General features: G+C 70.0%; 23 protein-coding genes and 6 pseudogenes. 15 read left to right on the top strand and 14 right to left on the bottom strand.

The features are described from left to right. Positions 1–5: 5 nt before the first annotated feature. Positions 6–155, bottom strand: coding sequence for a hypothetical protein (locus QMK30_RS21010; RefSeq protein WP_283519819.1), 150 nt, complete (start codon positions 153–155; stop codon positions 6–8). A gap of 656 nt (positions 156–811) precedes the next feature. Between QMK30_RS21010 and QMK30_RS21005 the strand changes: the two genes are divergently transcribed. From QMK30_RS21005 to QMK30_RS20990, 5 genes and pseudogenes are all read left to right on the top strand, one after another. Then, positions 812–1,015: a cold-shock protein gene (locus tag QMK30_RS21005; RefSeq protein WP_006604711.1), complete on the top strand. Its 204-nt coding sequence runs from the start codon at positions 812–814 to the stop codon at positions 1,013–1,015. A gap of 426 nt (positions 1,016–1,441) precedes the next feature. Next, a pseudogene (locus QMK30_RS38840) lies at positions 1,442–1,597 on the top strand (DEAD/DEAH box helicase); the annotation flags it as partial. 153 nt (positions 1,598–1,750) lie between these two features. Next, positions 1,751–2,059, top strand: coding sequence for an SCO5918 family protein (locus QMK30_RS21000; protein ID WP_283519818.1), 309 nt, complete (start codon positions 1,751–1,753; stop codon positions 2,057–2,059). Between the two features lie 177 nt (positions 2,060–2,236). Then, a pseudogene (locus tag QMK30_RS20995) lies at positions 2,237–2,667 on the top strand (Rrf2 family transcriptional regulator). A 104-nt stretch (positions 2,668–2,771) separates the two neighbouring features. Then, on the top strand, positions 2,772–3,569 hold the full coding sequence (locus QMK30_RS20990) for an SDR family NAD(P)-dependent oxidoreductase (RefSeq protein WP_283519817.1): 798 nt from the start codon (positions 2,772–2,774) through the stop codon (positions 3,567–3,569). On the opposite strand, the pseudogene QMK30_RS20985 reads toward QMK30_RS20990, so the two are convergent. Next, positions 3,541–4,269: pseudogene (locus tag QMK30_RS20985) on the bottom strand (NAD(P)-dependent oxidoreductase); the annotation flags it as partial. The gene QMK30_RS20990 and the pseudogene QMK30_RS20985 sit on opposite strands and share 29 nt — an antisense overlap. Before the next feature lie 350 nt (positions 4,270–4,619). Here QMK30_RS20985 and QMK30_RS20980 point away from each other — a divergent pair. The 4 genes from QMK30_RS20980 to QMK30_RS20965 all read left to right on the top strand — a co-directional run bounded on the left by QMK30_RS20980 (position 4,620) and on the right by QMK30_RS20965 (position 7,282). Then, the gene (locus QMK30_RS20980) at positions 4,620–5,543 is read left to right on the top strand and encodes an NADP-dependent oxidoreductase (protein ID WP_283519816.1); all 924 of its coding nucleotides are present in this window, start codon (positions 4,620–4,622) and stop codon (positions 5,541–5,543) included. A 43-nt stretch (positions 5,544–5,586) separates the two neighbouring features. After that, positions 5,587–6,534 carry an AraC family transcriptional regulator gene (locus QMK30_RS20975; protein ID WP_283519815.1) on the top strand — a complete coding sequence of 316 codons (948 nt, stop codon included), beginning with the start codon at positions 5,587–5,589 and terminating at the stop codon, positions 6,532–6,534. Positions 6,535–6,662: 128 nt separating this feature from the next. Next, on the top strand, positions 6,663–6,968 hold the full coding sequence (locus tag QMK30_RS20970; protein WP_283519814.1) for a hypothetical protein: 306 nt from the start codon (positions 6,663–6,665) through the stop codon (positions 6,966–6,968). Continuing rightward, positions 6,965–7,282, top strand: coding sequence for an SRPBCC family protein (locus tag QMK30_RS20965; protein ID WP_502963185.1), 318 nt, complete (start codon positions 6,965–6,967; stop codon positions 7,280–7,282). Before QMK30_RS20970 ends, QMK30_RS20965 begins: the two co-directional genes overlap by 4 nt. A 52-nt stretch (positions 7,283–7,334) precedes the next feature. On the opposite strand, the gene QMK30_RS20960 is transcribed toward QMK30_RS20965, so the two are convergent. From QMK30_RS20960 to QMK30_RS20940, 5 genes are all read right to left on the bottom strand, one after another. After that, entirely contained in the window at positions 7,335–8,072 is a 738-nt protein-coding gene (locus QMK30_RS20960) for a DUF4232 domain-containing protein (protein ID WP_283519813.1), read from the bottom strand. Positions 8,073–8,206: 134 nt separating this feature from the next. Continuing rightward, on the bottom strand, positions 8,207–10,942 hold the full coding sequence (locus QMK30_RS20955; RefSeq protein WP_283519866.1) for an AfsR/SARP family transcriptional regulator: 2,736 nt from the start codon (positions 10,940–10,942) through the stop codon (positions 8,207–8,209). A 248-nt stretch (positions 10,943–11,190) separates the two neighbouring features. Beyond that, positions 11,191–11,535 carry a type 2 periplasmic-binding domain-containing protein gene (locus QMK30_RS20950; RefSeq protein ID WP_349362097.1) on the bottom strand — a complete coding sequence of 115 codons (345 nt, stop codon included), beginning with the start codon at positions 11,533–11,535 and terminating at the stop codon, positions 11,191–11,193. A gap of 158 nt (positions 11,536–11,693) precedes the next feature. Further along, positions 11,694–11,846: a hypothetical protein gene (locus QMK30_RS38500; RefSeq protein WP_349362096.1), complete on the bottom strand. Its 153-nt coding sequence runs from the start codon at positions 11,844–11,846 to the stop codon at positions 11,694–11,696. A 327-nt stretch (positions 11,847–12,173) separates the two neighbouring features. Continuing rightward, entirely contained in the window at positions 12,174–12,731 is a 558-nt protein-coding gene (locus QMK30_RS20940) for a hypothetical protein (protein ID WP_283519812.1), read from the bottom strand. Between the two features lie 599 nt (positions 12,732–13,330). Here QMK30_RS20940 and QMK30_RS20935 point away from each other — a divergent pair. From QMK30_RS20935 to QMK30_RS20920, 4 genes and pseudogenes are all read left to right on the top strand, one after another. Next, complete coding sequence (locus QMK30_RS20935; protein ID WP_283519811.1) at positions 13,331–14,254, top strand: MurR/RpiR family transcriptional regulator; 924 nt, start codon at positions 13,331–13,333, stop codon at positions 14,252–14,254. 570 nt (positions 14,255–14,824) lie between these two features. Then, positions 14,825–15,220: a hypothetical protein gene (locus tag QMK30_RS20930; protein ID WP_283519810.1), complete on the top strand. Its 396-nt coding sequence runs from the start codon at positions 14,825–14,827 to the stop codon at positions 15,218–15,220. A gap of 138 nt (positions 15,221–15,358) precedes the next feature. Next, positions 15,359–15,633, top strand: a pseudogene (locus QMK30_RS20925) (hypothetical protein); the annotation flags it as partial. Further along, a complete protein-coding gene (locus tag QMK30_RS20920; protein WP_349362101.1) occupies positions 15,610–16,128 on the top strand; it encodes a S41 family peptidase in 519 nt (172 codons plus the stop codon). The pseudogene QMK30_RS20925 and the gene QMK30_RS20920, both read left to right, overlap by 24 nt. Positions 16,129–16,140: 12 nt before the next feature. Here QMK30_RS20920 and QMK30_RS20915 read toward each other — a convergent pair whose 3' ends face one another. Further along, on the bottom strand, positions 16,141–17,256 hold the full coding sequence (locus tag QMK30_RS20915) for an AI-2E family transporter (protein WP_283519809.1): 1,116 nt from the start codon (positions 17,254–17,256) through the stop codon (positions 16,141–16,143). Positions 17,257–18,088: 832 nt separating this feature from the next. On the opposite strand from QMK30_RS20915, the gene QMK30_RS20910 reads away from it, so the two are divergent. Beyond that, complete coding sequence (locus tag QMK30_RS20910; RefSeq protein ID WP_283519808.1) at positions 18,089–18,244, top strand: hypothetical protein; 156 nt, start codon at positions 18,089–18,091, stop codon at positions 18,242–18,244. 126 nt (positions 18,245–18,370) lie between these two features. Here the strand turns inward: QMK30_RS20910 and QMK30_RS20905 are convergent, their stop codons facing one another. The 3 genes from QMK30_RS20905 to QMK30_RS20895 are packed head-to-tail and all read right to left on the bottom strand — an operon-like array spanning position 18,371 to position 20,621. Continuing rightward, on the bottom strand, positions 18,371–19,228 hold the full coding sequence (locus tag QMK30_RS20905) for a 5-oxoprolinase subunit C family protein (RefSeq protein WP_283519807.1): 858 nt from the start codon (positions 19,226–19,228) through the stop codon (positions 18,371–18,373). After that, positions 19,225–19,872, bottom strand: coding sequence for a 5-oxoprolinase subunit B family protein (locus QMK30_RS20900; RefSeq protein WP_283519806.1), 648 nt, complete (start codon positions 19,870–19,872; stop codon positions 19,225–19,227). Before QMK30_RS20900 ends, QMK30_RS20905 begins: the two co-directional genes overlap by 4 nt. After that, on the bottom strand, positions 19,869–20,621 hold the full coding sequence (locus QMK30_RS20895; protein WP_283519805.1) for a LamB/YcsF family protein: 753 nt from the start codon (positions 20,619–20,621) through the stop codon (positions 19,869–19,871). Before QMK30_RS20895 ends, QMK30_RS20900 begins: the two co-directional genes overlap by 4 nt. A 189-nt stretch (positions 20,622–20,810) precedes the next feature. Here QMK30_RS20895 and QMK30_RS20890 point away from each other — a divergent pair. Next, positions 20,811–20,945, top strand: a pseudogene (locus tag QMK30_RS20890) (5-oxoproline transporter, DUF969 family subunit); the annotation flags it as partial. Between the two features lie 72 nt (positions 20,946–21,017). Here QMK30_RS20890 and QMK30_RS20885 read toward each other — a convergent pair. From QMK30_RS20885 to QMK30_RS20875, 3 genes and pseudogenes are all read right to left on the bottom strand, one after another. Next, positions 21,018–21,827 (bottom strand): annotated as a pseudogene (locus QMK30_RS20885) (AAC(3) family N-acetyltransferase). 148 nt (positions 21,828–21,975) lie between these two features. Then, a complete protein-coding gene (locus tag QMK30_RS20880) occupies positions 21,976–22,599 on the bottom strand; it encodes an isochorismatase family protein (protein WP_283519804.1) in 624 nt (207 codons plus the stop codon). A gap of 68 nt (positions 22,600–22,667) precedes the next feature. Then, positions 22,668–23,660: a GlxA family transcriptional regulator gene (locus QMK30_RS20875; protein WP_283519803.1), complete on the bottom strand. Its 993-nt coding sequence runs from the start codon at positions 23,658–23,660 to the stop codon at positions 22,668–22,670. Positions 23,661–23,673 lie beyond the last annotated feature (13 nt).

The raw sequence follows: 23,673 nt of genomic DNA, 5'->3' as shown, positions 1-23,673 counted from the left end.
AATCCTCAACTCCGTGCGGTGACGCGGCCCGGATCGCCGCTGGGATGCGCTCCCGGCCTGGGGGCGAACATGTCGACGAGGCGGCCCACGAATTCAGCCGGCCATTTCGCGTAGCCGACGTGACCGCCGGGGAACTCCGCCAGCTGCCTTGCCATCGTCGCCGGCATCGTCGGGGCGTCCACCACGGCGACCTGACCCGGCCCCCCAACCCCGGCGGGGGACTCAGCGCCCGGGTATCCCTGCCCGGCCACGGGACCGCCGGGCAGGCACCAGGTGCAGTCGTCGGCAGGTGAGGGCCCGGGCAGATATCCCTCGGCGAGGGCGAGGCCCCTGGCACGTGGGTGTCCACACCGTATCGCGGGCCTCGGTGCCGGCTCGCAGGTGGCGGCGTACGAGCGCGAGGACGCGCGGCAACGGTGGCGCGCCCGGCGCACTGGGGCCGGTGTGCGCCGTGTCCGCGCGGCCCGCGCGCCCCGCGTCGTGACTGCGGGAACTCGCTGCGCGGTCAGACGCTGCGGTCCACGCAAGTGAATACCTATTGCGGCAGGCACAGAAATTAGCGAAATGCGCGGTGAAGGTTATGTGCTGTCGGAAGGAGTGGCGTCACTTTCCACACTTGACCCATTCCCCGTGCTAGTGTTGATCTCAGTTGCAGTTGTGGTTCCCAAAGACTTCAAGTGCATTTACCGGCCCCCAATGCCGGTAGGTGCATTTTTGTGTGCCGGAGTTGGTTTCCGGTCGGGGCGATCATTGCGGCGACTCGAGGCTCGCACAGTGCGAGCCCTGGGCATTGCCCCGAAGGAGATATGACATGGCTACTGGCACCGTGAAGTGGTTCAACGCGGAAAAGGGTTTCGGCTTCATCGAGCAGGAGGGTGGCGGCGCTGACGTCTTCGCCCACTACTCGAACATCGCAGCCCAGGGCTTCCGCGAGCTGCAGGAGGGCCAGAAGGTGAACTTCGACGTCACGCAGGGCCAGAAGGGCCCGCAGGCGGAGAACATCGTTCCCGCCTGACGCTCAAGCGTACGACGGAGCTGGGGCCCGCACCTTGGGGTGCGGGCCCCAGCTCGTTGCTTTCTCCAGCGCCTGTCCGCCTATCGCGTCGTGTACGTTGCGCGAGCGACGCCAGTTGACTGTGCGCTGGTCGCTCCACCGTACGGCGGGCGCTCCGCCCATGGCTCCGGACGCAAGTCCGCCCGAGCCCTGTGATCCGGCATTTCCGGCCCCTGCTCGGGCGTGTCGATCGTTTCTCGACGCATCTGGCCCCGGACGGCCCCGTCGGCCCGGCTGCGATTTGATCTTCACCTCGGCTCGTTCCTACGGATCCCCGTGCTGTCCAGTCGCGCCGGTACTTCCTGGGGACGTGTCGTATCGAGGAGGGTTCCGCGTGAACCGCACAGCTCACACGAACAACGCCGTCGTGGACCTGAGATGTGCCCGCTGAGCAGCGGTGCACGAGTCGCCCCGCTGCACGGCGGCAAGCCCCAGCCGTGGCGCGACCGGACCGGTGGCCACAAGAACTACCTGCATCGTGGCGGCCGTACGGCCCGTGCTGGTGAGTCGGACAGCGTGGTCACGGGGACGCTGTCGTCCCGCTCGGACACGTCGTACGGACTCGCATTCCCGCGCGGTGCCCGGAACCTGCTAGCCGTAGACCCTTCTGGGAGCGGCCGTGTAGGACTAACGTAAGTGTCGGTCCCCCATCGGCCGATACCCTTTTGCCTGTCCCCTCAACCCTGCTGAGGCATTATGCGCTGCGTCATCGCCCGTTTCCCCTTCGATCTGGTCAAGGCCGGCGTGCAGGAGTCGATGAAGGGCATCAAGCCCGAACCCATCGAGGGTGAGTCCGTGATCATCGGCCGTCGGCACTACCCCGTCAAGCAAGTAGGCGAAGTCATCACCCGGCAGGACCGCCGCGACTTCACTGCCAGTGAGGTGACCAGGGCGCTGACGCGCCTCGGCTTCACCTGCCGCGCGGCCGCCGAGGTTGCCCCCGCCGTTGAGCCGGCCCCGCTCGAGGCGGCGTCGGCCCTGCTCGGCGCGCCGGCACCGGCGTAACCGGGAGAAAGTCTCAGCCGAGGCGAGACAGCGTTGAGGGCCCCGACCAGTGCATCCCAGTGCATCCGGTCGGGGCCCTCAACGCGTTCGGGGGCGTGGGAGGCTCGGTGAGTCGGCGCCCCGAATGGCGCACACCTGACGTAACTGGAAGTGTAACGACTGTCCAGGAGGTGGTCCGTGAGTGCGAACAGCAAGCTGACCGTTGCGCTGCACGCTCTGGCGTGGGTGGGGCTCTATCAGAGCCGCGGACACGAGGTCGCCACCTCGGAGCAGATCGCGGACAGCGCCAGCACCAACCCTGTGGTGATCAGACGCCTGCTCGGTGAGCTGCGCGTGGCGGGGCTGGTGAACTCGCGGCGTGGTGCCGGGGCCGGCTGGATGTTGGCGCGCCGCCTGGAGGAGATCAGCTCCTGGATGTCTATGACGCCATCGGATCGGGCTCCCTGTTCGGCATGCACCGGGCGGAGCCCAATCAGGAGTGCGTTGTAGGGGCCGGTATTCAGCCCGCCCTGAAGAGTGTGTACGGCCGCATCGATCAGACCCTGCGGGCGGAGCTGGCGACTACGACCGTCGCCGACGTCCTCAAGGGCACCCTCGCTGCCCGGTGAAACCCCGTACGAGCGTGTGCGGGGTTTATGCGGCCTCGATGTAACAGTAGTTGTTACGACGCGAAGGTGAGAATCATGGCGCAGATGACCGGCAGGCTGCCTCGGTGACCGGCGCTTCCAGCGGGATCGGCCGGGCGATCGCTCAGCGTTTCGCCGACGACGGAGCCCGCGTCCATCTGACCGGCCGGCGCGCGGCAGAGCTGGAGTCCACCGCGTCGGAGATCGGCTCCAGCGTTGTCGCCGCTCAGTGCGACGTGTCCATGGCCGACGACCTCGACCGTCTCTTCGGCACGATCCGTGCGGACGGCCGTCGTCTCGACACCGTGGTCGCCAACGCGGGTATGGGAGATCCCGCCCGCCAAGAGTCCGACCACCGTCCGGCCGGTATGGCTCGCGCACCATCGTCTGCCGCGAGCCCCTGCCCTTCCTTTTCCCTCCCTTCTTCTCCTGGAGAGTTCTCATGTCTGAAACCACTGCGCTTGTCGCGCGCCACAATTGACCGTTTCCTGTCCAGGCTGGCCGTGCAGGACACGGACGGCGTCGCCGAGGTATTCGCCGAGCAGATCGACTGGTTCGTACCCGGTGCGGATCACCTCCCCTGGACGGGCCCGCGCACGCGCCGCGAGGAAGTGCCGGTCGACTTCCGCACCGTGTGCCCCCCACTTCGTCGAGGGGGAGAGCGAAGCGGCGATCGACCACATCCTGGTGGACGGGCCCGACGTGGCGATCTTCGGCAGCTTCAGTCACGCGGCCAAGTCGTCGGGACGTCGCTTCAGCACTCCGGTGGCTCTGCACCTCGTCGTCCACGAGGGGCAGAGCGCCCGTTTTCACCTGTTCGAGGACACGTTCGCTGTCGCCCGTGCGATGCCGCCCGTCGACGATGGCCGCGCGCGAGGTGTTGACGAGGTAGGCGTCCGGCTTCATCAGCGCCAGCTCGGCTGCGCCCAGCAGGTCGCGGGTGCGCTCGCTCAGCTCGAGGTGCACCGATACGAAGTCGCTCTCCCGCAGCAGTTCCTCCTTGGAGGTGGCCAGGGTCACACCCACCTCGGCGGTACGTTCCTTGGTGAGATTCTGGCTCCAGGCCGTCACCTCCATGCCGAAGGCCGACCCGATCCGGGCGACCCGGCCGCCGATCTTCCCAAGGCCCAGCAGGCCCAGCCGACGCCCGTGCAGGTCCGCCCCGACCGTGGACTGCCACGGGCCTTCGTCACGCAGCGCGTTGCTCTCACCCACGATGCCCCGGGCAAGGCCCAGCAGCAGCGCCCAGGTCAGCTCCACGGGCGGAGTCGAGGAGCTCTGCGTGCCGCACACCGTCACCCCGTGATCCGACGCTGCCGCCAGGTCGATCACCGAGTTGCGCATCCCCGAGGCGACCAGCAGCTTCAGCCGGGGCAACCGGGCGATCAGCGACGCCGGGAACGGGACCCGCTCGCGCAGAGTTACCAGGATGTCGAACTCCCTCAGCCGCTCGGCCAGTTCGTCCTCGCCAGTGATGTGCTCGGTGAAGACACTGAGCTCCACACGATCGGCGAGCGGGCTCCAGTCGGCGACGGTGGTGGCGATGTTCTGGAAGTCGTCGATGATGGCGCAGCGCAGTCGCATGTCGGTTGTCCTTCTGCTCTCGGTGGCTGTGACGTTCCCGGCCCGGCCCGACCGCGGCGTCCAGTGTGTGTATGGCTCCCGGGGTATGGAGGTACATCCCGCTGACTAGTCTGTGGTGTCCCGCATAGCACCCAGGGATGACCAAGGACCAACACGGAGAGGGATGCGCATCGAGGATGTTCGTTCCGGCACGAACGCGCATATAGCCGAAAACTTCATCCGGCAAGACGTTGGGACATGTTACTGAGACGGAAGGCTATTCTCCGGCTCGTTCGATCTCCCTAGGGTTGAAAACATCAAGCAGGACACCGAGCCGGACATCAGCCGGCCGACCCTCAGGGAGACCCACCGTGCGCGCAATGATCCAGAAGTCCTTCGGCGGCCCCGAGGTCCTGGAACTCGTCGACAGCGAGCGGCCGAAGCCACTGGCCGGGGAAGTCCTCGTCAAGGTCCACGCCAGTGCGATCAATCCGGTGGACGTGGCCGTCAGGTCCGGCGCCTTCCCGCTGCTCGGCGAGCCGCCGTTCGGCGTGGGATGGGACATCTCCGGGGTGGTCGAAGAGGTTGGCCCCGGCGCCGGGTTCGCGGTGGGTGACGAGGTCTACGGAATGCCGTTCTTCCCCCGCGCCGCCACCGGATACGCCGAATACGTCGCCGCCCCGTCGAGCCAACTGGCCCGCAAGCCCGCCTCGCTCGACCATGTGCACGCTGCCGCCGTCCCCCTCGCGGCCCTCACGGCCTGGCAGGGACTGGTCGGGGCGGCCGACGTCAAGGAGGGTGACCGGGTGCTGATCCAGCGGGCCGCCGGTGGCGTCGGCCACTTCGCGGTGCAGATCGCGAAGGCGCGCGGCGCCCATGTGATCGCCATCGCCAGTGCGGCCCGGCGCGCCTTCGTCACCGGCCTTGGCGCCGACGAGATCATCGACTACCGGACCACCGACTTCACCGAGACTGTCAAGGATGTCGATGTGGTCCTCGACTCCATGGCCCAGGGCGATCTCTCGTTCGGCGTGCTGCGCCCCGGCGGCGTACTCATCACCATCCTGGAGCACGGCGACGAGGAGCTCGCGGCCCGCGTCGAGGCGGCCGGCCGGCGCTTCGCCGGCATCCTCGTCGAGCCGGACCGCGCCGCGCTCGAAGCGATCGCCGAGCTGATCGACGCGGGCCGGATCCGCCCGTACGTCGAGCGGACCTTCCCGCTGGAGGAGGTCGGCAAGGCCCATGACCTGGTCGGCGCGGGACACGTACAGGGCAAGATTGTCCTGACGGTCTGAACGGTCCGACCGCGACCGACCACTCCAGGGAGGGCGAGGCCCGATGGACATCCTGACCGAGGCGCTGGCTTCCATGCGTACGGGGCACCCGGCGTCCGTACGGACCAACGGCCGCGCCCCCTGGGGTCTGCGGCTGTCGCCGGTCGCGGGCGCCGGATTCCACGTGGTGCTGTACGGCACCTGCTGGCTGGTCCCCCTGCGCGATCCCACGGATCCCACACCACCCCTGAAACCGATTCCGCTCAGCCCCGGCGATGTCGTCTTCCTGCGCGACGGGCGGGGGCATATCCTCGCCGACCACCCCTCCACCCCGGCCGAGGAGCCCAAGGGCGAGCAGTTTCACGGTGGTTCGCCGATCCGCTCGCTCACCATCGGCGGTGACGGCCCCGAGACCAGCCTGCTGTGCGGCAACTACCACCTGGACCAGGGGCGCCCGCACCCGCTGGTACGCCAGCTCCCCGAGGTGATCCACCTGTCGACGCGGCACGGCCGCCATCCCGAGCTGAGCGCGGCCGTACAACTCCTCGGCTCCGAGCTGGAGAACCCGCGCATCGGCTCGGACGGCATCGTGCCCACCTTGATCGACTCCCTGCTCCTCTACATTCTGCGGGCCTGGCTGGACGACCAGTCCCCGGCCGCCGTCCAGGGCTGGGCCGCGGCACTGGGCGACTCGGCGGTGGCGCCCGCCTTGTCCGCCATTCACGACGACCCGGCCGCCCAGTGGACCGTCGAATCCCTGGCCGAGCGGGCCGGGCTCTCCCGCGCCGCCTTCGCCCGGCGGTTCGCCACGCTGGTCGGCGAACCGCCGATGGCCTACCTGACCCGCTGGCGCATGACCACCGCCGCCCGACTGCTGCGCGAGTCCGACGCGCCGCTGACGACAGTCGCCGCCCGTACGGGGTACGGCTCGGAGTTCGCCTTCGCCAAAGCCTTCAAGCGGGAGTACGGACTGGCGCCCGGCGGCTATCGGCGCCAGGTCGGAGCAGCCTAGGGCGAGTCCGATCGGCGGGTTCGATCCCGCAGCCGACCGACCGGGTCGGCCATTAGCCGCGACGCGGCGGCGGCGGCGGGGGCGGTGGAGGCCCGGGTCTTGGGGTCCGCCGACGCGTTCCGCTGTCCGTGACCGTCTCCGCCTGGGCGGTCCCCGTCATGGTCGTCGGTCAGTTCGCCCTCATCGCGGCCGTCCCAGTCGTGATCGCGCTGGTCGGCGCGGTCCGCCGGGTCCCCGACCGGGCGGTGCGCCGGGCGGCCACACTTGTCGCCGTCTTGTTCACGATCCCGCTCATCGTATGGCTGACGCGCCCCAACGGGGCGCAGAGCCTGTCCAAGGACATGCACCCCGTGTTCGCCGGGCTGATCGTCGCCGCGTCCGCCGCCTTCATCGTGACCCTCCACCGAGCCCGCCGGAGCCTTCCCGCGCGGTGACACCACCGCCCGGATCGCCGCCCAACTCCCGTTCATCCGCGTCACCGACGCCGTGCAGGACCCCCGGCACCGGCAGGAGCCTTCGCCGGAAGGACCGCCCGCAGATCAAGCGCAACTCCTGCATCCGCTGGACCGGCCCCGCGACCGGTGAGGGGCCGCGCATCGACGGCGTCCACGTGTGGAACTTCACCGAGGTCAAAGGCGGCGTCCTCGTGCGTACGGAAGAAACCCACACCGGAGCCCAGGTCGATGCGGACGTCCCCACCGCGACCAAGACGCCATGCGAGGGCCTCAAGGATGGCTGGGCGACCTGAAGACCACCGCCGAAGCCCGCGCCGGCCACCAACGCACCACGGCGGAACTCGCTCAGAAATCGTAGGGCTTGGCGGTGTTCCAGTTCAGTACGTCGGCGCTGGACCAAGTGAACTTCGTGGGAGCGCCCTTGGTGTCGAAGGCGTCGTGCTCGGTGCCCGGACCGGTGTCGCCGGTCCGGTCGCGCAGGGCGAGCGACAAGGTCACCGACGTGTGGGACTTCGCACTGTCGGTGAAGAGGTTCACGGCCGAGTAGACCGTGCCGCCGGGCTTGACCGTGATACGGATGCTGCCGCCCGGGGCGTCCTTGGCCGAGTGGCGCACGACGTTCGAGGTGTCCCCGAGGATGACGGACGGGTACGAAGTGACCCAGCAGGGCTTGCTGTCGGCGTTGTGCGCGGTGATCAGCAGGTGCTCGCCCTGCTGCCTCGCGAAGCGGTGCAGTACGGCGTACGACATCTCGTCGCCGTTGCACGGACGGGCGCCGCCTGCCGACCCGGCGGCGACCTTGTCGGAGCTGGTGACGGTGCCAGTGCCCGAGTCGGAGCCGGCCTCGGACGTGCCCCTCTCGGCGGACGGCCGGGCAGGCTCCGCCGCCTTTTCGCCGCCCGCACTCTCCATTGTCTCCGAGCCCTTCGAGCTGTCGGCGTCCCCGCTGCTGCTCACGTCGGCTTGCAGACCGCTGCCGCCGTCGGCGGAGCGGTCCGAGCCGACGCCGCAGCCGGCCAAAGTCAGGGCCAGGGCGGCAGTGGTGGCGGCCAGGGCGGCAGTGCGGATGCGGGATGTAGGCATGCTGAGATTCCCCCGTAGTGTGGTGCGTGGAGCGCGGGCGTGTCCCCGCTGTGGGCACCAGCTTGGTCGCAGCCGCTGGTGTTCCGCTCACGCTCCGCTGATGTCGCGCTGACGCCACGGTCCGCGCGGCCCGCTCACGTCTCGGCCGTGAGCCGCACCATCGCCGTGTCGTACCGTGCCCGCAGCGCCACATCCGCCGACACCCGCAACAGAGCGCCCAGCGCCCGCACCACACCCTCGTCGTAGCCGAACGACTCCGCCTCGCGTGCCGCGCCCTCCAGCCGTCGGATGCCCTCGGCCTCGTCGCCCATCCCCAGCAGCGCCTCGCCGGCCGCCGTCAGCAACAGCACCCTCGACGCCGTCGGTGCGTCCGACGAGCCGTCGAGGGCGAGCGCGGCGATGGTCGTGTCGAGAGCGGGCTGCCATTCCCTGGCGTCCAGTCGGTGTCGGGCGAGGTGGTGCAGGGCCAGCCGCTCGGTGTGCCGGTCGCCGGCGCTGCGCGCCAGTTGAGCCGCCTGTACGCACCCTTCGGCCGCCTCTTCCGGGCTGCCGAGTGCCGCTTGGGCCAGCGAGAGGTTGACCAGTGCCGTCGCCTCCCCGCGCCGATCGCCGGCCCTGGCGGCGAGCGCGGGGGCGGCCTCCAGATGGACCAGCGCTTCACGGGTGTGGCCCTCTTCGGTCAGCACCCATCCGAGCAGGGCCAGGACCCGCGACTCGGCGCGGGCATCGGCGTCGGCCCTCGCCGCCTCAAGTGCCGTCTGCAGCAGGGGAGTCCAGCCGTCGAGGACCCGCCACACCATCTGCGGCCACAGCGCCAGGATGATCCGCCAGGTTCTGCTGTGCAGCCCGGCGGCGTGCGCTGCGGTCGCTGCCAGGGTCAGGTCGTCGCGCTCGGTCGCATACCAGGCCATGGCCTGGTCGCGGTCCGTGAACTCCCTGATGGCCAGGGGCGGATGGAAGTCTGCGGGAAGCTCGAAGCACGGCTCGTCGCCGGGCTCGACCGCGTCCGCCGCGGCCAGGGCGGTGGCCACAGTGTGGTCGAGTACCCGGACGACAGCGTCGGGTTCGGCGTCCAGGTCACGCGCGTACAGCCGTACGAGATCGTGGAGCGTCCAGCGGCCCGCGGCGGTCCGGTTGACGAGGTGGGCCGCGGTCAGCCTGTCCAGCGCGGCCTCGGCCGCGGCGGGGTCGGTGCCGGCCAGGGCCGCCGCCGTGTACCGGTCGACGTGGGTGCCGGGATGGCGGCCGAGATGTGCGAAGTGGTGTGCGGCGTCCTCGGGCAGTCGGCGCACGGTGAGCCGCAGGGCGGCCCGTACGCCGGTGTCTTCCACGTCCAGAAGGCCCAAGCGGCTGGATTCGTCGGACAGTTCGGCGCTCATCGCGCTCAGGGGGCAGTCCGGCTGATCCGCCAGCCTGGCGGCGGTCACCCGTAGTGCGAGGGGCAGTCCGCCGCACAGCTCGGCGAGCCGACGGGCGGCCACCGCCTCCGCGAGCACCCGCTCCTTGCCGAGCACCGCGGCGAGCAGGGCCGTGCCGTCCTCCGGTTCGAGTACGTCCACGGGGACGGGACGGGCGGCGTCGGAGGCGATCAGGCCGCGCAGCCGGTACCGGCTGGTGACCACGGTGACGCACCGTACGCCGCCCGGCAGTAGCTCTCTGACCTGCTCGGACCCGCGCGCATTGTCAAGTACGACAAGAAGACGACGATCGGCGGCAAGGGACCGGAAGAGCGCGGACGCGCCGTTCGCCGACTCCGGGATCCGACGCGGCGCGACACCCAGCGCGAGCAGGAACTCCCGCAGCACCTCGACGAGGGTAGGCTCTCCCGTATCGCTGAAGCCCCGCAGGTCGACGTAGAGCAGGCCGCCGGGGAATCCCGCGCGATTGCGGTGTGCCCAGTGCACCACCAGGGCGGTCTTGCCCACTCCTGCGGGCCCGGTGACCAGGCAGACGGGTGCTTCGCCGACGGCGGCGCGGGACAGTGCGGTGAGTTCGCCGGCGCGACCGTGGAAACCGCGCGGCATGCGTGGCAGCAGGTCGACCGTGCTGGGGAGGGGAGAGCTCGGCGGCCCGTGCACCGGTACGGGCACGGGCGCCGGGGCAGAGACCTGAGGCTCCTGGGCTTCTTCACCCTCGCCGCGCAGCGCCACAGCGTAGGCGTCGGCCAGCTCCCGGCCCGGGTCGACACCCAGTTCGTCGGCGAGCAGCCGTCGGGTGCGGTGGAACCAGTCGAGTGCCTCCGAGCGGCGCCCTGCCCGCTGAAGTGCCGTCATGAGAGCGGCGGACAACGATTCGCGCAGCGGCTGGATGTCGGCCTCCGCGCGCAGCACAGCAGCGGCTCGGGCGTGCTCACCCAACCGTGCGTAGCCCGCGGCCAGCGATTCGACGGAGGCCAGCCGCAGCTCTTCCAACGCGTGCGCGGCGGCCTCCAGCGGCGGACTCGGATAGGCGCCGGTCAAGGCGGGCCCCTGCCACAGCGACAGCGCCTCCTGGTACATCGCCACGGCGTCGGTCGGCGCACGCTGACCGCGGGCCAGCGTCACCAACTCCTCGAAACGGTGCGCGTCCAGCAGGCTCTCCGGCATCCGCAGGACGTATGCCGTGCCCTGAGTGGCCAGTTCGACCCCGTACATCTCCGCGTCCGCCTCGGCGAGCAGGACCCTCAGTCGCGAGACGTGTCCCTGGATGACGCTGCGGGCCCGCGGCGGCGGTTCGTGATCCCACAGCGTGGCCATCAGCTGGTCGACCGGGACGGGGCGGTTGGGTCTCAGCAGCAGAGCGGCGAGCAGGCTGCGCCGTTTGGCGGGACCGAGTGGCAGTTCGCCGGATCGGGTGGCGACGGAAACCGCTCCGAGCAACCGGAACTCCACTGACGTAACTCCTTCTGGGGAAAGAGCCAGATTATCGGAGGTGCGCGGGGGTGATTTCGCGTTCGCGGGACGACCGGTCGTGCCGTTTCTCACTGGTGCCCGCGGCTTCCGGGGCGGCGGAGCCCGTGCCCCGTGACGCGACGATCGAAGAGCGTCCGTACGCCGGTGTTTCGCGGACCGGTAGGGAACGTTCGGTTGTGCTCGCGCTCGTCCTGCCCTCGTCGCAGCGAGCGCCGTCACGTGCGCTCTCAGCGGCAGTACGGTGGCCGGGCGTCTCGTCCGCGTACCGCAATCGCCATGCGGACGGCCATCTCGCGTGCGGGCTCGATGGCCAGGAAGCACAGGTCTGCCCGGCCTGCCGACATCGCTTCGTACGACTTGCGCGCCGCGTCGAAGCAGAGAAGCTCCACGGGTACTTCCAGCCGCGCGCCGACCTCCCGCGCGATGTTCACCGTGATGCCGGTCGGTGCCGTCGGCGTTCCCTGGGCAAGTACCGCATTCCCCAGGTTGCTTGAGGCTCGCAGCACGCCGTTCGGCGCCAGATCCCGGGTGATGGCAGCCGTTGTGATCCGCATGGAGCGGATGCAGGTCACCCGAAGTTGGCGGGCCGACTCGCCCTGACCGGGGCGCGGTGGGCCGTACAGCGGAGTGTCGGGAGGATCGCGCCACCGGTACGGGTCGATATCGGCGCCCCCGAATACGTACCGCTGCTGCGAGGTGCGTATTCGGGGGGCGAGCCATTGGCGGCCCGTCAGAATGCAACAGTTGGCGCACCGTCTCGGTATGCCCCCAGCATGCGGCTCCGCACAAGGGCGCGCCTTCCGCGCCAACTCCCCTGCTCTCGGCGTTGGGGGGAGGCCCCGGCCATCAGGAGCAGGCGTGCGATCTCGGCTTTTCCGTTCACGGATGCCTCATACAGGGGGGTGGTGCCCTCGCTGTCCCGTCGGTCCGGGTCGGCTCCACCCCGCGGAATCGCCTTGACTGCGGCGGTGTCACCCCGGGGGGATCGCTCCGAAGAGACGCGGGGAGAGCTTCTTCTGATGGCGCTGGTTCATGGGGGCCGACAGTAGCGACCGGGTATGTGGCAGGAGCCAGTCATTTTCGGCTCCTGCCGTCGGCCACGCCACACACCCCACGGCGAGATGGTTGATCTCCCGCATGACGGACCGAAGGCACCACACGGCACGTGGCGCCTTCGGTGCTCACGGGTGCGGTGAGCCTGCGACCGAGGTCAGGCCCGCACGGTGTACCAGGCGCCCAGGCCACCACATCCGGTCGCGTTGTAGGTGGTGCTGCGATAGCCCGCCGGAATGGGGGAGTAGGGGCAGGTCCAGATGCCATTACGGACGAGCTGGTGGTACCAGGACCCGATGCCGCCGCAACCGTTTCTGATGTAGTTGGTCGTGACGTACCCGCTCACGACCGGTGAGCCCGCGCAGGTCCATATGCCGTCACGAGCGAGATTGTGGAGCCAGGACCCGACACCGCTGCAACCGTTGCTGATGTAGCTGGTGGTGACGTACCCGGGCACGATCGGCGAGCCCGCGCAGGTCCAGATGCCGTCACGGGCGGGTTCCTGCAACCAGGACCCCGAGCCGTTGCAGCCGCTGCGATTGAAGGCGGTGATGACGTACCCGGACGGAACGGGTGTCCCGGGACAGGTCCACCCGCCTGCCGCGGGGGCGGCCTCGGCGGCGCCCGCCGTGCCGGTGGCCGTACCGGTGAAGACGGCCGCGAACATCGCGACCGCTCCGAGCATCGCGGCGAACCTGCTTCGGAGGACCGACATCGTCGTACGACTCTGCGAGCGACGGAATTGACTGTTCAATTCACACCCGTTCCATGGCCCTGCTCAGGTGTTCTCTCTCGATGTCCGAGAGCATCCGGCAGTGGATCAGAGAGGACCCTACTCCGCCCCAAAGGCGAAGAATGCGACCGGTGGAAATCAGTAACTACCGTGTCCTGAAAATGACATGAGAGCCCATCAGCTCCGGGCCGGCTCGTTGTGTTCGTCCAGCGCCGTCGGTTCAGGCGCACCGAATGGTGCGTAGTGCCGCTGTCGCGAAACCGGGACCGCAGGAGGCCAGGCCGAGGGCGCCGTCGGCGCGAACGAACCTGCCCCGATGACTACTGCCATCAGGGCGAGCCCCGTCGCCGGGCACATCCGGGCTCTGCGCGCCCGCCCCCCTCACTGCACGCTCAAGACGCGGTGACTCCCGCGGTTGCACGACGGTCACGGGTGCCGGCTGCAAGGCGGGTACGCCCGAACCGACCGCTCCAACCGGGCCCGTCTGTTCCGGTTCACCCGTGTTCCGCCCGGCACAGCCGCCTGCGCCCACGGTGGGTGAGCTATGTTGAACACGATTGGGACGAGAAGGAGGCACGCCGGTGCCATCAGGGCAGCAGGCACGCGCACAGGCGTCTGTGATCACGCCGGGACAGCCGTCTCCCGACACCGAGGCGGCTCCCACGGACAGAGTTCTCGCCCTGTTCGGCGGCCACCGGCTTTCCCCTGCGCAGCGGCGTATCGCCCAGTACCTGGTCGATCACCTCACTGAAGCGGCCTTCCTGTCGATCACCGACCTTGCCGAGCGCGTGGGAGTCAGCCAGCCCTCGGTGACCCGCTTCGCGTCCTCGCTGGGCTTCAGCGGGTTCCCCGCGTTGCGGGAGGCTCTGCAGCCCATCGCGCTCAGCGCGGTCGCCGGTTCCCCGGACACGCGGGAAGAGATCCGGCGCAATGAGCTGCAGGCGGCCGTCGACGCGGAGATCGAGAATCTGGAGAATCTGCGCCGTGTTCTCGCCGACCCCCACCATGTGCTCGACATCGGCCGCGAGCTGGCCCGGTCGGTGCCTCTGACGATCCTGGGACTGCGGATCTCCGCCTCACTGGCGGAGTACTTCGCGTATGCCGCACGGCGGATCCATCCCGACGTACGGCTGGTGACGCGCGGGGGGAGTGTCGCCTACGACGCGCTGCTCCAGTCGCGGGCAGTGGGCGGGACGTGGGTCCTGGCGTTCGCGATGCCCAGGCATGCCAACGAGACCCTGGCGGCGATGCGGGCCGCCCGCAGTACAGGGTTGCGCGTCGCGCTGATCACGGACCTGACGCTCGGAACACTCGTCGACGAGGCCGACGCCACGCTCAGCGCAGCCACCGGATCCCGGCTCGTCTTCGACTCGTACTCGGCGCCGGGTGTCATGGCGGCCGCCGTGCTCCAGGCGATGGCGGACGCCGAGCCCGAACGGACGCAGGTGCGTCTAGAGGGGTACGAACAGGTCGCGGAGCAGCACGACTTCTTCCTTGAGGACTGACCGCCGAGAAGGACCGACCTCCGAGGCTGTCCTCCGACCGTTGCGCCTTCGGCCCTCGCGGGGAGGGATGCCGGGTCCTGCGCGGCGCGCCACCGCAAGGGCGGCGGCGGGTGGGGATCGCTCACGGAGAGTGGCCATTCGCACGGAAAAGGCATGAATGTTTTCATGCCCTTGCGTACTCGACGGTATATATGTTTACTACTCGTGGCTCTACGGTGCACCGTAGGCGCCGACCAGACCTGTCCCCCTCAATGAAGAGAAGTCGACGGTCCGCACCATGCACATCACCTCTCCATCCGCCTCGTCCGACGCCATGGCGTTGCGGGGCCGCCACGCCGGGCGCCGTCCCGGTGACGCCCGGCACCGCGATCGCCCGCGTTTCGGCGGGCCATGTGACTGAACGCCATGGGGCCGCGCTGTCCTCCTCGCGCCGTCCCATGGCGTTCCCGTCGGGTGCTCCGTCCACTTGCGGACGCCCGACCCCCGGCGGCCCCGGTCTACCCCTGGGCCGGGGCCGCCACAACACCCCGCGGTCAGAGCCCATCCGCACCACCTCCGGAAGCGACGACGATGTCCCCGACCACCACCTCATCGATCAGCTCGGACTGGCCGTGCCAGGTCAAGGCTCCAGGCAGCCCGGACTGGGAGCGCACAGCCGCCCGCTGGCTGCGAGACCTCCTGCCGGCCCGCTATGCCGGCTACTCGACGCTCACCCGGCACCCCATCCTCCTGGCACGTCATGCGCAGCTGCAGATACAGCACGAGATCCGCGCCGTGCGGGTGGCGCTGCAGACCTGCCGGGCGGAGCTGCCCACGCTCGGGGTCGCCGAGACGATCATTGAGGGCACCATCAGGCTGTACGCCGTCGAGCTGGAGCAGCTCAACCGGCTGGCCCGTGGGGTACGGCTCATCACCGAAGCGCTCCTGGCGGGAAGCCAGCCGCAGCGCAGGCGCTCGCGCCTCTAGGCGCATTTCCTCCTGGTCCCGCTCGTAGAGCCTGCCCGGGCAGGCCGGCGGCGTGCACCTCCCGCAGCCGTTGGGGCCGATCCGGCCAACGTGCCTGGCGACGTACCGTGCGGGGACAGATCAAGGGGAGGGGGGGACCTGGTGCGCCCGGTGCTGCTCGTGGATGTGGACGGGCCGCTGAATCCGTACGCCGCGAAGCCGCCGAGCGGCGTCGGCTGACGGAGTGGGGGCTGCCTCACAGACCGGTGAAGCCGCTGCGCGTGTGGCTCAATCCGGACCACGGACCGGCGCTCGCCGCGCTCCCCTTCGACCTGGTCTGGGCGACGACCTGGGAAGAAGAAGCCAACGCCTTCGTCGCGCCGGTTCTTGGAATGCCGCCCCTGCCTTTCATCCCGTGGCCGTCGCCGCGACCTGAGCCCGGCGGCGGGGGCTCGGACGCCCTTGGCATCCAGATTGCCGAGCGGCTGACCGGCCGCCCGTACACCGCGTACACCAAACGCGCCCGCAACAACCCGGGCGACCCCGCGAGCTGCACCGCCGGGCAGCCGATCCGAGTCGGGCCGGCGCCGGGTGTCCCTCGCTACACCGGACCCGTCGCGGTGCTCACCGGACCGCTGACGATCAGCGCCGGGGAGACCTTCACCCAGTCACTGACGGGCCGCCACCCCGCCCCGCTGCGGATCGGCGAGAACACTCAGGGGGTGTTCTCGGACACCATGGACCGATCGCTGCCGAACGGCTGGACTTTCACCCTGCCCAACGAGAAGTACCTCAACGCGGCAGGTTCCAGCTACGACGGAGCGGGCATCCCGCCCCGACACGCCGAGCCGGTCTACGCGAAGGACGACGTCAAGCACCTCCGCGACCCCGCCTTGAACCGGGCCCTGCGAGAGTTCCGCTCCCGGTAGGACAGGTGTCGACTACGCGGGGACGTCGGTACCCGGGTGCGCCTGGTCGCTCTCCGGCTCCTGCGGCGGGTCGCTCAGCTGCTCGCGCAGATAGTTCCAGACCACCGCGATCAGCGCGGCCAGCGGTACCGCGAGGAGGCTGCCCACGACGCCGGCCAGGCTGCCGCCCAACGTCACCGCCAGCAGGATCACCGCCGCGTGGAGGCCGAGCCCGCGACTCTGGATCATGGGCTGGAATACGTTGCCCTCAAGTTGCTGCACCACGATGATGATCACCAGCACGATCAGCGCGTCCGTGAGGCCGTTCGACACCAACGCGATGAGGACCGCGACCAGGCCGGCGAACAGGGCGCCCACGATCGGCACGAACGCGGACACGAACGTCAGCACCGCCAGCGGGAGTACCAGGGGGACCCCCAGAATCCACAAGCCGAGGCCGATGAAGACGGCGTCGAGCAGGCCGACGAACGCCTGGGAACGCACGAACGCGCCCAGGGTGTCCCAGCAGCGCGCGGTCACGACCGGAACGTCGGTGGCGAGGCGACCGGGGAGCTGGCGGGTGAGCCACGGCAGGAACCGCGGGCCGTCCTTGAGGAAGAAGAACATCAGGAAGAGCGCCAGGACGGCGGTGATCACGCCGTTCAGGACCGTGCTCACTCCCGTGACGACGGCGGTGACCATGCTGCCTGCGCTGCTCTGGATACGGTCGATCGAGGCGTCGAAGGCACCTGAGAGCTGGTCGTCGCCGATGTTCAGCGGCGGCCCGGCGGCCCACTCGCGCAGCTTCTGGATGCCTTCGACCACGCCGTCGGCCAGCTCACCGGACTGGGACGCCACCGGCACCGCGATCAGCGCCACGATGCCGCTGAGGAGCAGGAGAAACAGCACGGTGACGACCGACGCGGCCAAGGCGGGACGCCACCCGCGCCCGCGCAGCAGGCGAGCCAGAGGCCAGGTCAGGGTGGTGAGGAACAGGGCCACTATGAGTGGCCAGACGATCGACCACATCTGGCCAAGAACCCATAGTGCCGTCGCAGCCATGACGAGGACCAGCAGCAACTCAACGGAGACACGCGCCGATGTTCGGAGCGTGGCGGTGGCTTTTGTGGAACTCAACGTGGCGGGCATGGGGTCACCCTAGTTGGTACGCCGGTCGCGCTTCGGTATCGCTGCTAGTCAGAGACAGTCCTGTAGTCAGAGACAGTCCTGTAGTCAGAGGCAGGCTTGCCGTTCCCGCCGGTCCTGTCGGCTGACTCCCTGTCAGGTGTGGCGAGTTGGTCGGTCATCGGTGAAGTCCCTTCGGAGTGGTCCGGGTGGTGAGCTCTTCGAACGCGGGGGCGTCGCCCTCGCGGACCCGGGCCCAGGCGCGGCCGAAAGTTCCGCCACGGAGATCCGGCCGCGTTGCGGCAGACGACCTTTCCATCGTCGAGGGCGACCTCGTAGTCGCCCGCCGGGAACCATGCCCTGTGCTGTCTCCCATCGTCCACGCCAGATGCCCGGCGGTCGGGCCGCGGTCCCGGCGCACAGCGCACCCCGGCCACAGCGCCACCGTGATCACTTGCGAAGACTCTAGGTGCGGGCACTGACATGGCGGCCGGTGCGCCGACATCCCCCCGCCGAAACGCCGTTGCCGAACTCCGCGACGGCGAGAGCGAGAGCACGGCGGCCGACGGAGAGCACGGCCGGCACTTCGCACGGCCGACGGGGCGCGCGGCACAGGATGCGCGCGGTGGGCCTGGAGTGGCAGAGGCATTTTGTCCACGGTCCGCGGCCGTTCGACTGCCGATGCATTGGTGGCCGAGAGCGGGGCACACGGTGGTCGAGCGACAGGATCCTGCGGCCGTCGACCGGACGGTTGCGACAGATCTCACCGGGCTACGGCCCGGGCAGGGCAAGGGTCCTCACCTCTGACGAGGCGAGGACCGCACACCCCGAAGAGACCGGAAGATAGGGAACACTCATGATCGTCCTTGGTGTCATTCTGCTCATCATCGGCCTGCTGGTCGGTATCTCCCTCCTGACGACGGTCGGCGGCATACTCGTCGTGGTCGGCGCGGTTCTGTGGATCCTCGGCGCGATGGGTCGCCAGGTCGGTGGGCGCAAACACTTCTTCTAGTCCGGCCTTCCAGTCCCGCGATCTCAGCGGGCACAACACAGCGCGGACGGCCCGTTGCCGGCCTCCCCCCTCCCCCCCGTAGATGGCCGACATGGGGGAGGGGCACGGCTCTGACGCCCGGATGTGTCAGCCGAGCGTGAAGCGCACCGGAGTCCCTACCGCGGCCTGGGCTGCCGCCGCCAGGGCGGCTTCCGCGACGACCGCGATCACCGGGTAGCCCCCCGTCGTGGGGTGGTCGTGCAGAAACACCACCGGGCGCCCGTCCGGTGGCACCTGTACCGCGCCGAGGACCATGCCCTCACTGGGCAGTTCGCCCGTCGACACCCGCTCCAGCGGCGGCCCTTCGGTGCGCAGGCCGATGCGGTTGCTGTGCGGGGACACGCTGTACGTCGCCGAGGTGAGCGTATGCAGTGCCTCCGGGGTGAACCAGTCGGCGCGGGGGCCGAGCCGTATCGGCAGCGTCAGTTCGTCCGGCGGCCCTGCCCAGGGGGCGGTGGCGGGCAGCGCCGCCTGCTGTACGGGTGCGCCCACGAGGAGCACATCCCCGTCGCGCAGTGGCGCCGGACCGAGTCCGGAGAGCAGGTCCGTCGAGCTACTGCCGAGGACCGGCTCGGCGGCGATGCCCCCCGCGACGGCCAGATATGAGCGCACGCCCGCACTCACTCCGCCCGCATCGACGACCGCGCCCGCGGGCACCCGTACCGGTGCGCCCCACGGCACCGGCCGACCGTCCACCGTCACCGGGCAGGGCGCGCCGCCAACCACGACAGTGACGCCGCTATCGGGCCGCAGGGCGCAGCCGGTCAGGGTGGTCTCCAGGACGGCGGCGTCGGGGGCGTTGCCGAGTAGCCGGTTGGCGAGCCTCATCGCGGGTGCGTCCAGGGCGCCGGAGCGCGGAACGCCCAGGTGGGCATGGCCGCGCCGGCCCGCGTCCTGCACTGTGGTGAGGGCGCCGCAGCGTATGACGGTGAGGCTGATGGTCATGGCGTGCTGTCCGCGGGGACGAATCGGACCCGGGTTCCCGGCGTGAGGAGCGCCGCTCCGTCCCGGGTGAGGTCCCACAGCGGTGTCGGGTCGGGCATGGTGCCGATCAACTGCCAGCCGCCGGGTGTGGAGCGCGGATACACCGCGGTGTAGGGCCCCGCGAGTGCGAGCGCCCCGGCCGGAACCCGGGTGCGGGGCGTGGCGCGGCGCGGTACGTGCAATTCCGCGGGCAGTCCCGTGAGGTAGCCGAACCCGGGCGCGAAACCGCAGAACGCGACGCGATAGGTGTACGAGGAATGCCGGGCGGCGGCCTCCTGCGCGCCGAGCCCCCACAAATCCGCCACGGCAGCCAGGTCCGGCCCGTCGTAGCGCACGGCGATCTCCACGATGTCGCCGTCGTCGGCCACCCCTGACGGCACGTCCCAGTCGGCGAGTTGGCGGGCCAGCTTTTCCGGATCCGGCACCCCGTCCAGCAGTACGGTCCGCGCGCCCGGCACGATCTCCTCGACCGGCGGGAGCGTCCCCGCCGCGCGCCGCCGCAACAGCTCGGCGTGGAAGGCCCCGGTGCGCTCGGCGTCCGGAAGCTCGATGAGCAGGGCGTGCCGCCCGGCTATGCGTACGTCGAGAAGTCGGTTCCTGGTCATGTGAAGGCCCCAACCTCGACCCCGGCCGCGTCCAGCGCTTCCCGGACTCGCGCCGCGATCCGGGCCGCGCCGGGGGTGTCGCCGTGCACGCACAGGGAGCGGGCGGCGACCTCGACGCGCGTACCGTCCAGGGCTTCGACGGAACCCTCCACCGCGAACGCCAGCGCGCGCCGTACCACCGCGTCCTCCTCCGTCACCACGGAGTTCGCCTCGCGGCGCGGCACGAGGGTGCCCCCGGGGGTGTACGCGCGGTCCGCGAAGGCCTCCGGCACGCCGACGAGTTCCGCCTCTTCGGCTGCGGCGAGCAGCCGTGACCCGGGCAGGCCGAGCACCGGCAGCGCCCCGCCCGCGAGCAGGACACCCGCCACCACGGCGTGGGCCTGCTCGGCGTCGTGGACGGTGCGGTTGTAGAGCGCGCCGTGCGGCTTGACGTATGACACCTCGGCCCCGGCGGCCTCGGCGAAAACCTTCAACGCCCCGATCTGGTAGGCAACTTCGGCCGTCAGCTCGTCGCTGGGTACGTCCATGGCCCGCCGCCCGAAGCCGGCCAGGTCGCGGTACGACACCTGCGCCCCGATCCGTACTCCGCGCTCGGCGGCGAGATCACAGACGCGGCGCATCACCGACGGGTCGCCCGCGTGGAAGCCGCAGGCGACGTTGGCGCTGGTGACGACGGAGAGGAGGGCGGCGTCGTCGGTGAGAGTCCAGCGGCCGAAGCCTTCGCCGAGGTCTGCGTTGAGATCGATCACATCTTGAACGTAGCCGATTGTTGAACGATCCGGCAAGGGTCGATTCTCCCGCTACCCGACATCGTGCCGGGATTACCCTTGTTGGATCGTTGAACGATCTCCTAGGGTCCGTGCATCCCCCACGGAATCGGAACTCCGGATCCGTGCCGCCCCTGGTGCCTTGCCCCAACGCCTGACGAAGGCCGCCGCATGATCGTTCCTCTCGGTGCGGTCGTGGTGATCATCGGATTCGTGGCGCGCCGCAACCCCGTCCTGGTGGTGGGCGTCGCCGGTATCGTCAGCGGACTGCTCGGCCAGATGACCCCGCTGGATGTCCTCGGGGCCTGACCAGCCGATCCGCCGGCCAATCCATCAGCCGATCAATCGACCGGTCACGCTGCCGAGCGGCTGATTTCGTCAGGTCGTGGCTGTCCGGGGCCGGTGCTCCAAGAGCCAGCCCTCGGCGTATTCCACCGCCTCGGACACGCCGAACAGCCTGGCCTGCGCCCCGCCCACCGTGCCCCGTACCACCGGGCGTTCCTTCTCGAAGGCCGCACCCAACTCATCGAAGTGCTCTTCGGAGATCGACGTGTCACGCACAGTGCTTCAGCGGCGGCCCTGCGGGGTCATGACCGCGAAGGAGTTGTCCACCAGCGGTGCGGCGACCCGGTATTCGGCCAGGTGGAACGCGGTGCAGGAATCAAAGCCCGCGCCCAGGAGAAGGATCCTCGCCCCGCCTTCTTCGAGCCGGGCGAGCGGGCTCTGCTCGCCCAGTTGGCAGTCGAGGGCATGGCCGTCCAGGATCGCCGCGGCACGCGGGCCCAGAGCCGCGAAGGAGGTCTGCGGATGGCCGCTGCGGACGGCGCCCGGCCAGTTGCGGACGGTCTCCGGGATGACACCCATGCCACGGGTGGGCGTGGTGCGAGCGTCGTAGGGCGGCATCGACGCCCGAACGTCCGCCCACCATGCCTCGGGAACAGGCGGATTCCCCCAGCTCACCGGATCCGAGTTGTCCCCGGAGTGCGTCGGAACCACCAAGGTCCCCTCGCCACTCAGGACATCGAGCAGCGCCGTGACGACGACGCCCGCGCCGCCGCAGACCCAGCCGAGCGAGCTGAGGGAGGAGTGGACGAGGAGGGTTTCACCAGGGCGTAGGCCAAGTGCTTGCAGGTCGGTGGCGAGCGATGCGCGCGTACACAGCGGGCCTGCCGGAGGCTTTGTGGACATAACCACTCAGTATCCCGGTCTCCGTGCCTCCGCACCATCGGATGTCGATGGGCCGGGTGCCCTGGGTCCACCGTTGTCGTGCTCACCTGCTCCGATGCCCGCCGCTGGTGACGGCAGCGGGGGCGGGCTGCCGCGCTCGGTGGACCTGTTAGGCGGGGAGGGCGCCGACGGTGGGGACGACGGTGCCGAACAGGTCGGTGATCGCGGTCAGGGCGGCGGCCTGGAGGGAGGCGGCGGGCAGAACGGCGCCTTCGGGAGTGGTGAGCGTGCGGGTGGCGGTGGTTTCGGCGATGACGGTGGGGCGGTAACCGAGGTTGAAGGCGCCCTGGGCGGTGTAGTTGACGCACATGTGTGTCATGAAGCCGCCAAGAATCAGGTCCTTGCCGCTGCCCGGCCCGGCGCCCAGGTCGGTCAGTGTCTTCTCCAGTTCGGTGAGGTGGAAGGAGTTGGGGAACTGCTTGACCACGACCGTTTCACCCTCCGCCGGGGCGACTTGGTCGCTGATGGCCCCGATGTGGGCGCGGATGTCGTACGGGGTGTTCTCGCCGCCGTCGTTGATGACGTGGACGACCGGGGTGCCCGCGGCGCGGGCGCGCTCCAGCAGGCGGGCGCCCGCTGCGAGGGCTTGCTCGGCGCCGTCCAGAGCCATGACGCCGGTGCGATAGGTGTTCTGGAAGTCGATCATGATCAGGACGGAGTCACTCAGCCGGGGCGGCTGGTTGTCCAGGCCGATCACGTCGCGCAGGGTCTTGGACGGCTGATTCGTGGTCATCGGGGGGCCTTTCGTCGAGGAATGAGGCAGGGCGAAGCCGCGGGCTTGCCTGCGTACGGGCAGGCGCGTCAGGTGCTCTGGGTGCGGAACCGGCGGCGGTAGGCGGCGGGGGTGGTGGCGAGCTGCCGCTTGAACGCCCGGTGCAGGGTCTCCTGCGAACCGAGCCCGGCAGCGGTCGCGACCTGGTCGAGCGGGCAGTCGGTGGTCTCCAGGAGGCGGCGGGCCGCCTCCACCCGGGACGCTTCGACGTAGCCGGCCGTGCTGGAGCCCGTCTCTTGCTTGAAGACGCGGGCGAAGTGCCGTTCGCTCAGACACATCCGGGCCGCCAAAACCTCTGCGGACAGGTCCTCGTCAAGGTGCTCGGCGATCCACAGCCGCAGCTCGTCGATGTCACGGCGGGAGCTCGCGGGGCGGCTGATCGGAACGGAGAACTGGCTCTGGCCGCCCTGCCGCTTGAGGTACATCACCAGTTGCCGGGCCACCGCCAGCGCGGTCTCCTCGCCGTGGTCCTCGGCCACCAGAGCCAGCGCGAGGTCCAGGCAGGCGCTGATGCCGGCCCCGGTCCACAGCCGGCCCCGGTCGGTGCGTACGAAGATGGGATCGGGGTCGACCGTGACGGTCGGGTGATCGGCGGCCAGCTGGGCGGCGGTCGACCAGTGGGTGGTCGCCGTCCTGCCGTCGAGCAGCCCGGCCGCCGCCAGCAGGTGCGCGCCCACACACACCGACGCCACCCGCCGGGAGTGCGGTGCGGTCTCTTTGACCCAGGCCACGACATCGGGATCGATACGGGCCAGGGGGCCGGCGTCGGTCATGTCGACCGCGCCGGGCACCAGCAGGGTGTCCACCTGCCCGCCGACCTCGTCGAAGGACAGATCTGCCACCAGACGCACACCCGCCGATGTCCGCACCTCGCCGCCGATGGGCCCGGCCAGGTGGACCTGGTAGCCGGCGAGGCCCGCGGTCACTCGGTTGGCCAGCGCGAAGACCTCGGCCGGGCCGGAGACGTCGAGGAGGTCGACATCAGGGAAGACCGCGATGACGACACGGTGCGGAATGGGCATGTCCCCATCCTCA

This window comes from Streptomyces sp. H27-C3, from assembly GCF_030063415.1.
Classification (GTDB): Bacteria; Actinomycetota; Actinomycetes; order Streptomycetales; family Streptomycetaceae; genus Streptomyces.
This window is presented reverse-complemented; position numbering and strand designations above follow the sequence as displayed.

Coding starts and splice junctions, on each gene's coding strand:
- QMK30_RS21010 (WP_283519819.1), bottom strand. CDS start 155: ATGGCAAGGCAGCTGGCGGAGTTCCCCGGCGGTCACGTCGGCTACGCG.
- QMK30_RS21005 (WP_006604711.1), top strand. CDS start 812: ATGGCTACTGGCACCGTGAAGTGGTTCAACGCGGAAAAGGGTTTCGGC.
- QMK30_RS21000 (WP_283519818.1), top strand. CDS start 1,751: ATGCGCTGCGTCATCGCCCGTTTCCCCTTCGATCTGGTCAAGGCCGGC.
- QMK30_RS20975 (WP_283519815.1), top strand. CDS start 5,587: ATGGACATCCTGACCGAGGCGCTGGCTTCCATGCGTACGGGGCACCCG.
- QMK30_RS20960 (WP_283519813.1), bottom strand. CDS start 8,072: ATGCCTACATCCCGCATCCGCACTGCCGCCCTGGCCGCCACCACTGCC.
- QMK30_RS20940 (WP_283519812.1), bottom strand. CDS start 12,731: ATGTCGGTCCTCCGAAGCAGGTTCGCCGCGATGCTCGGAGCGGTCGCG.
- QMK30_RS20930 (WP_283519810.1), top strand. CDS start 14,825: ATGTCCCCGACCACCACCTCATCGATCAGCTCGGACTGGCCGTGCCAG.
- QMK30_RS20915 (WP_283519809.1), bottom strand. CDS start 17,256: ATGCCCGCCACGTTGAGTTCCACAAAAGCCACCGCCACGCTCCGAACA.
- QMK30_RS20910 (WP_283519808.1), top strand. CDS start 18,089: ATGATCGTCCTTGGTGTCATTCTGCTCATCATCGGCCTGCTGGTCGGT.
- QMK30_RS20905 (WP_283519807.1), bottom strand. CDS start 19,228: ATGACCATCAGCCTCACCGTCATACGCTGCGGCGCCCTCACCACAGTG.
- QMK30_RS20900 (WP_283519806.1), bottom strand. CDS start 19,872: ATGACCAGGAACCGACTTCTCGACGTACGCATAGCCGGGCGGCACGCC.
- QMK30_RS20880 (WP_283519804.1), bottom strand. CDS start 22,599: ATGACCACGAATCAGCCGTCCAAGACCCTGCGCGACGTGATCGGCCTG.
- QMK30_RS20875 (WP_283519803.1), bottom strand. CDS start 23,660: ATGCCCATTCCGCACCGTGTCGTCATCGCGGTCTTCCCTGATGTCGAC.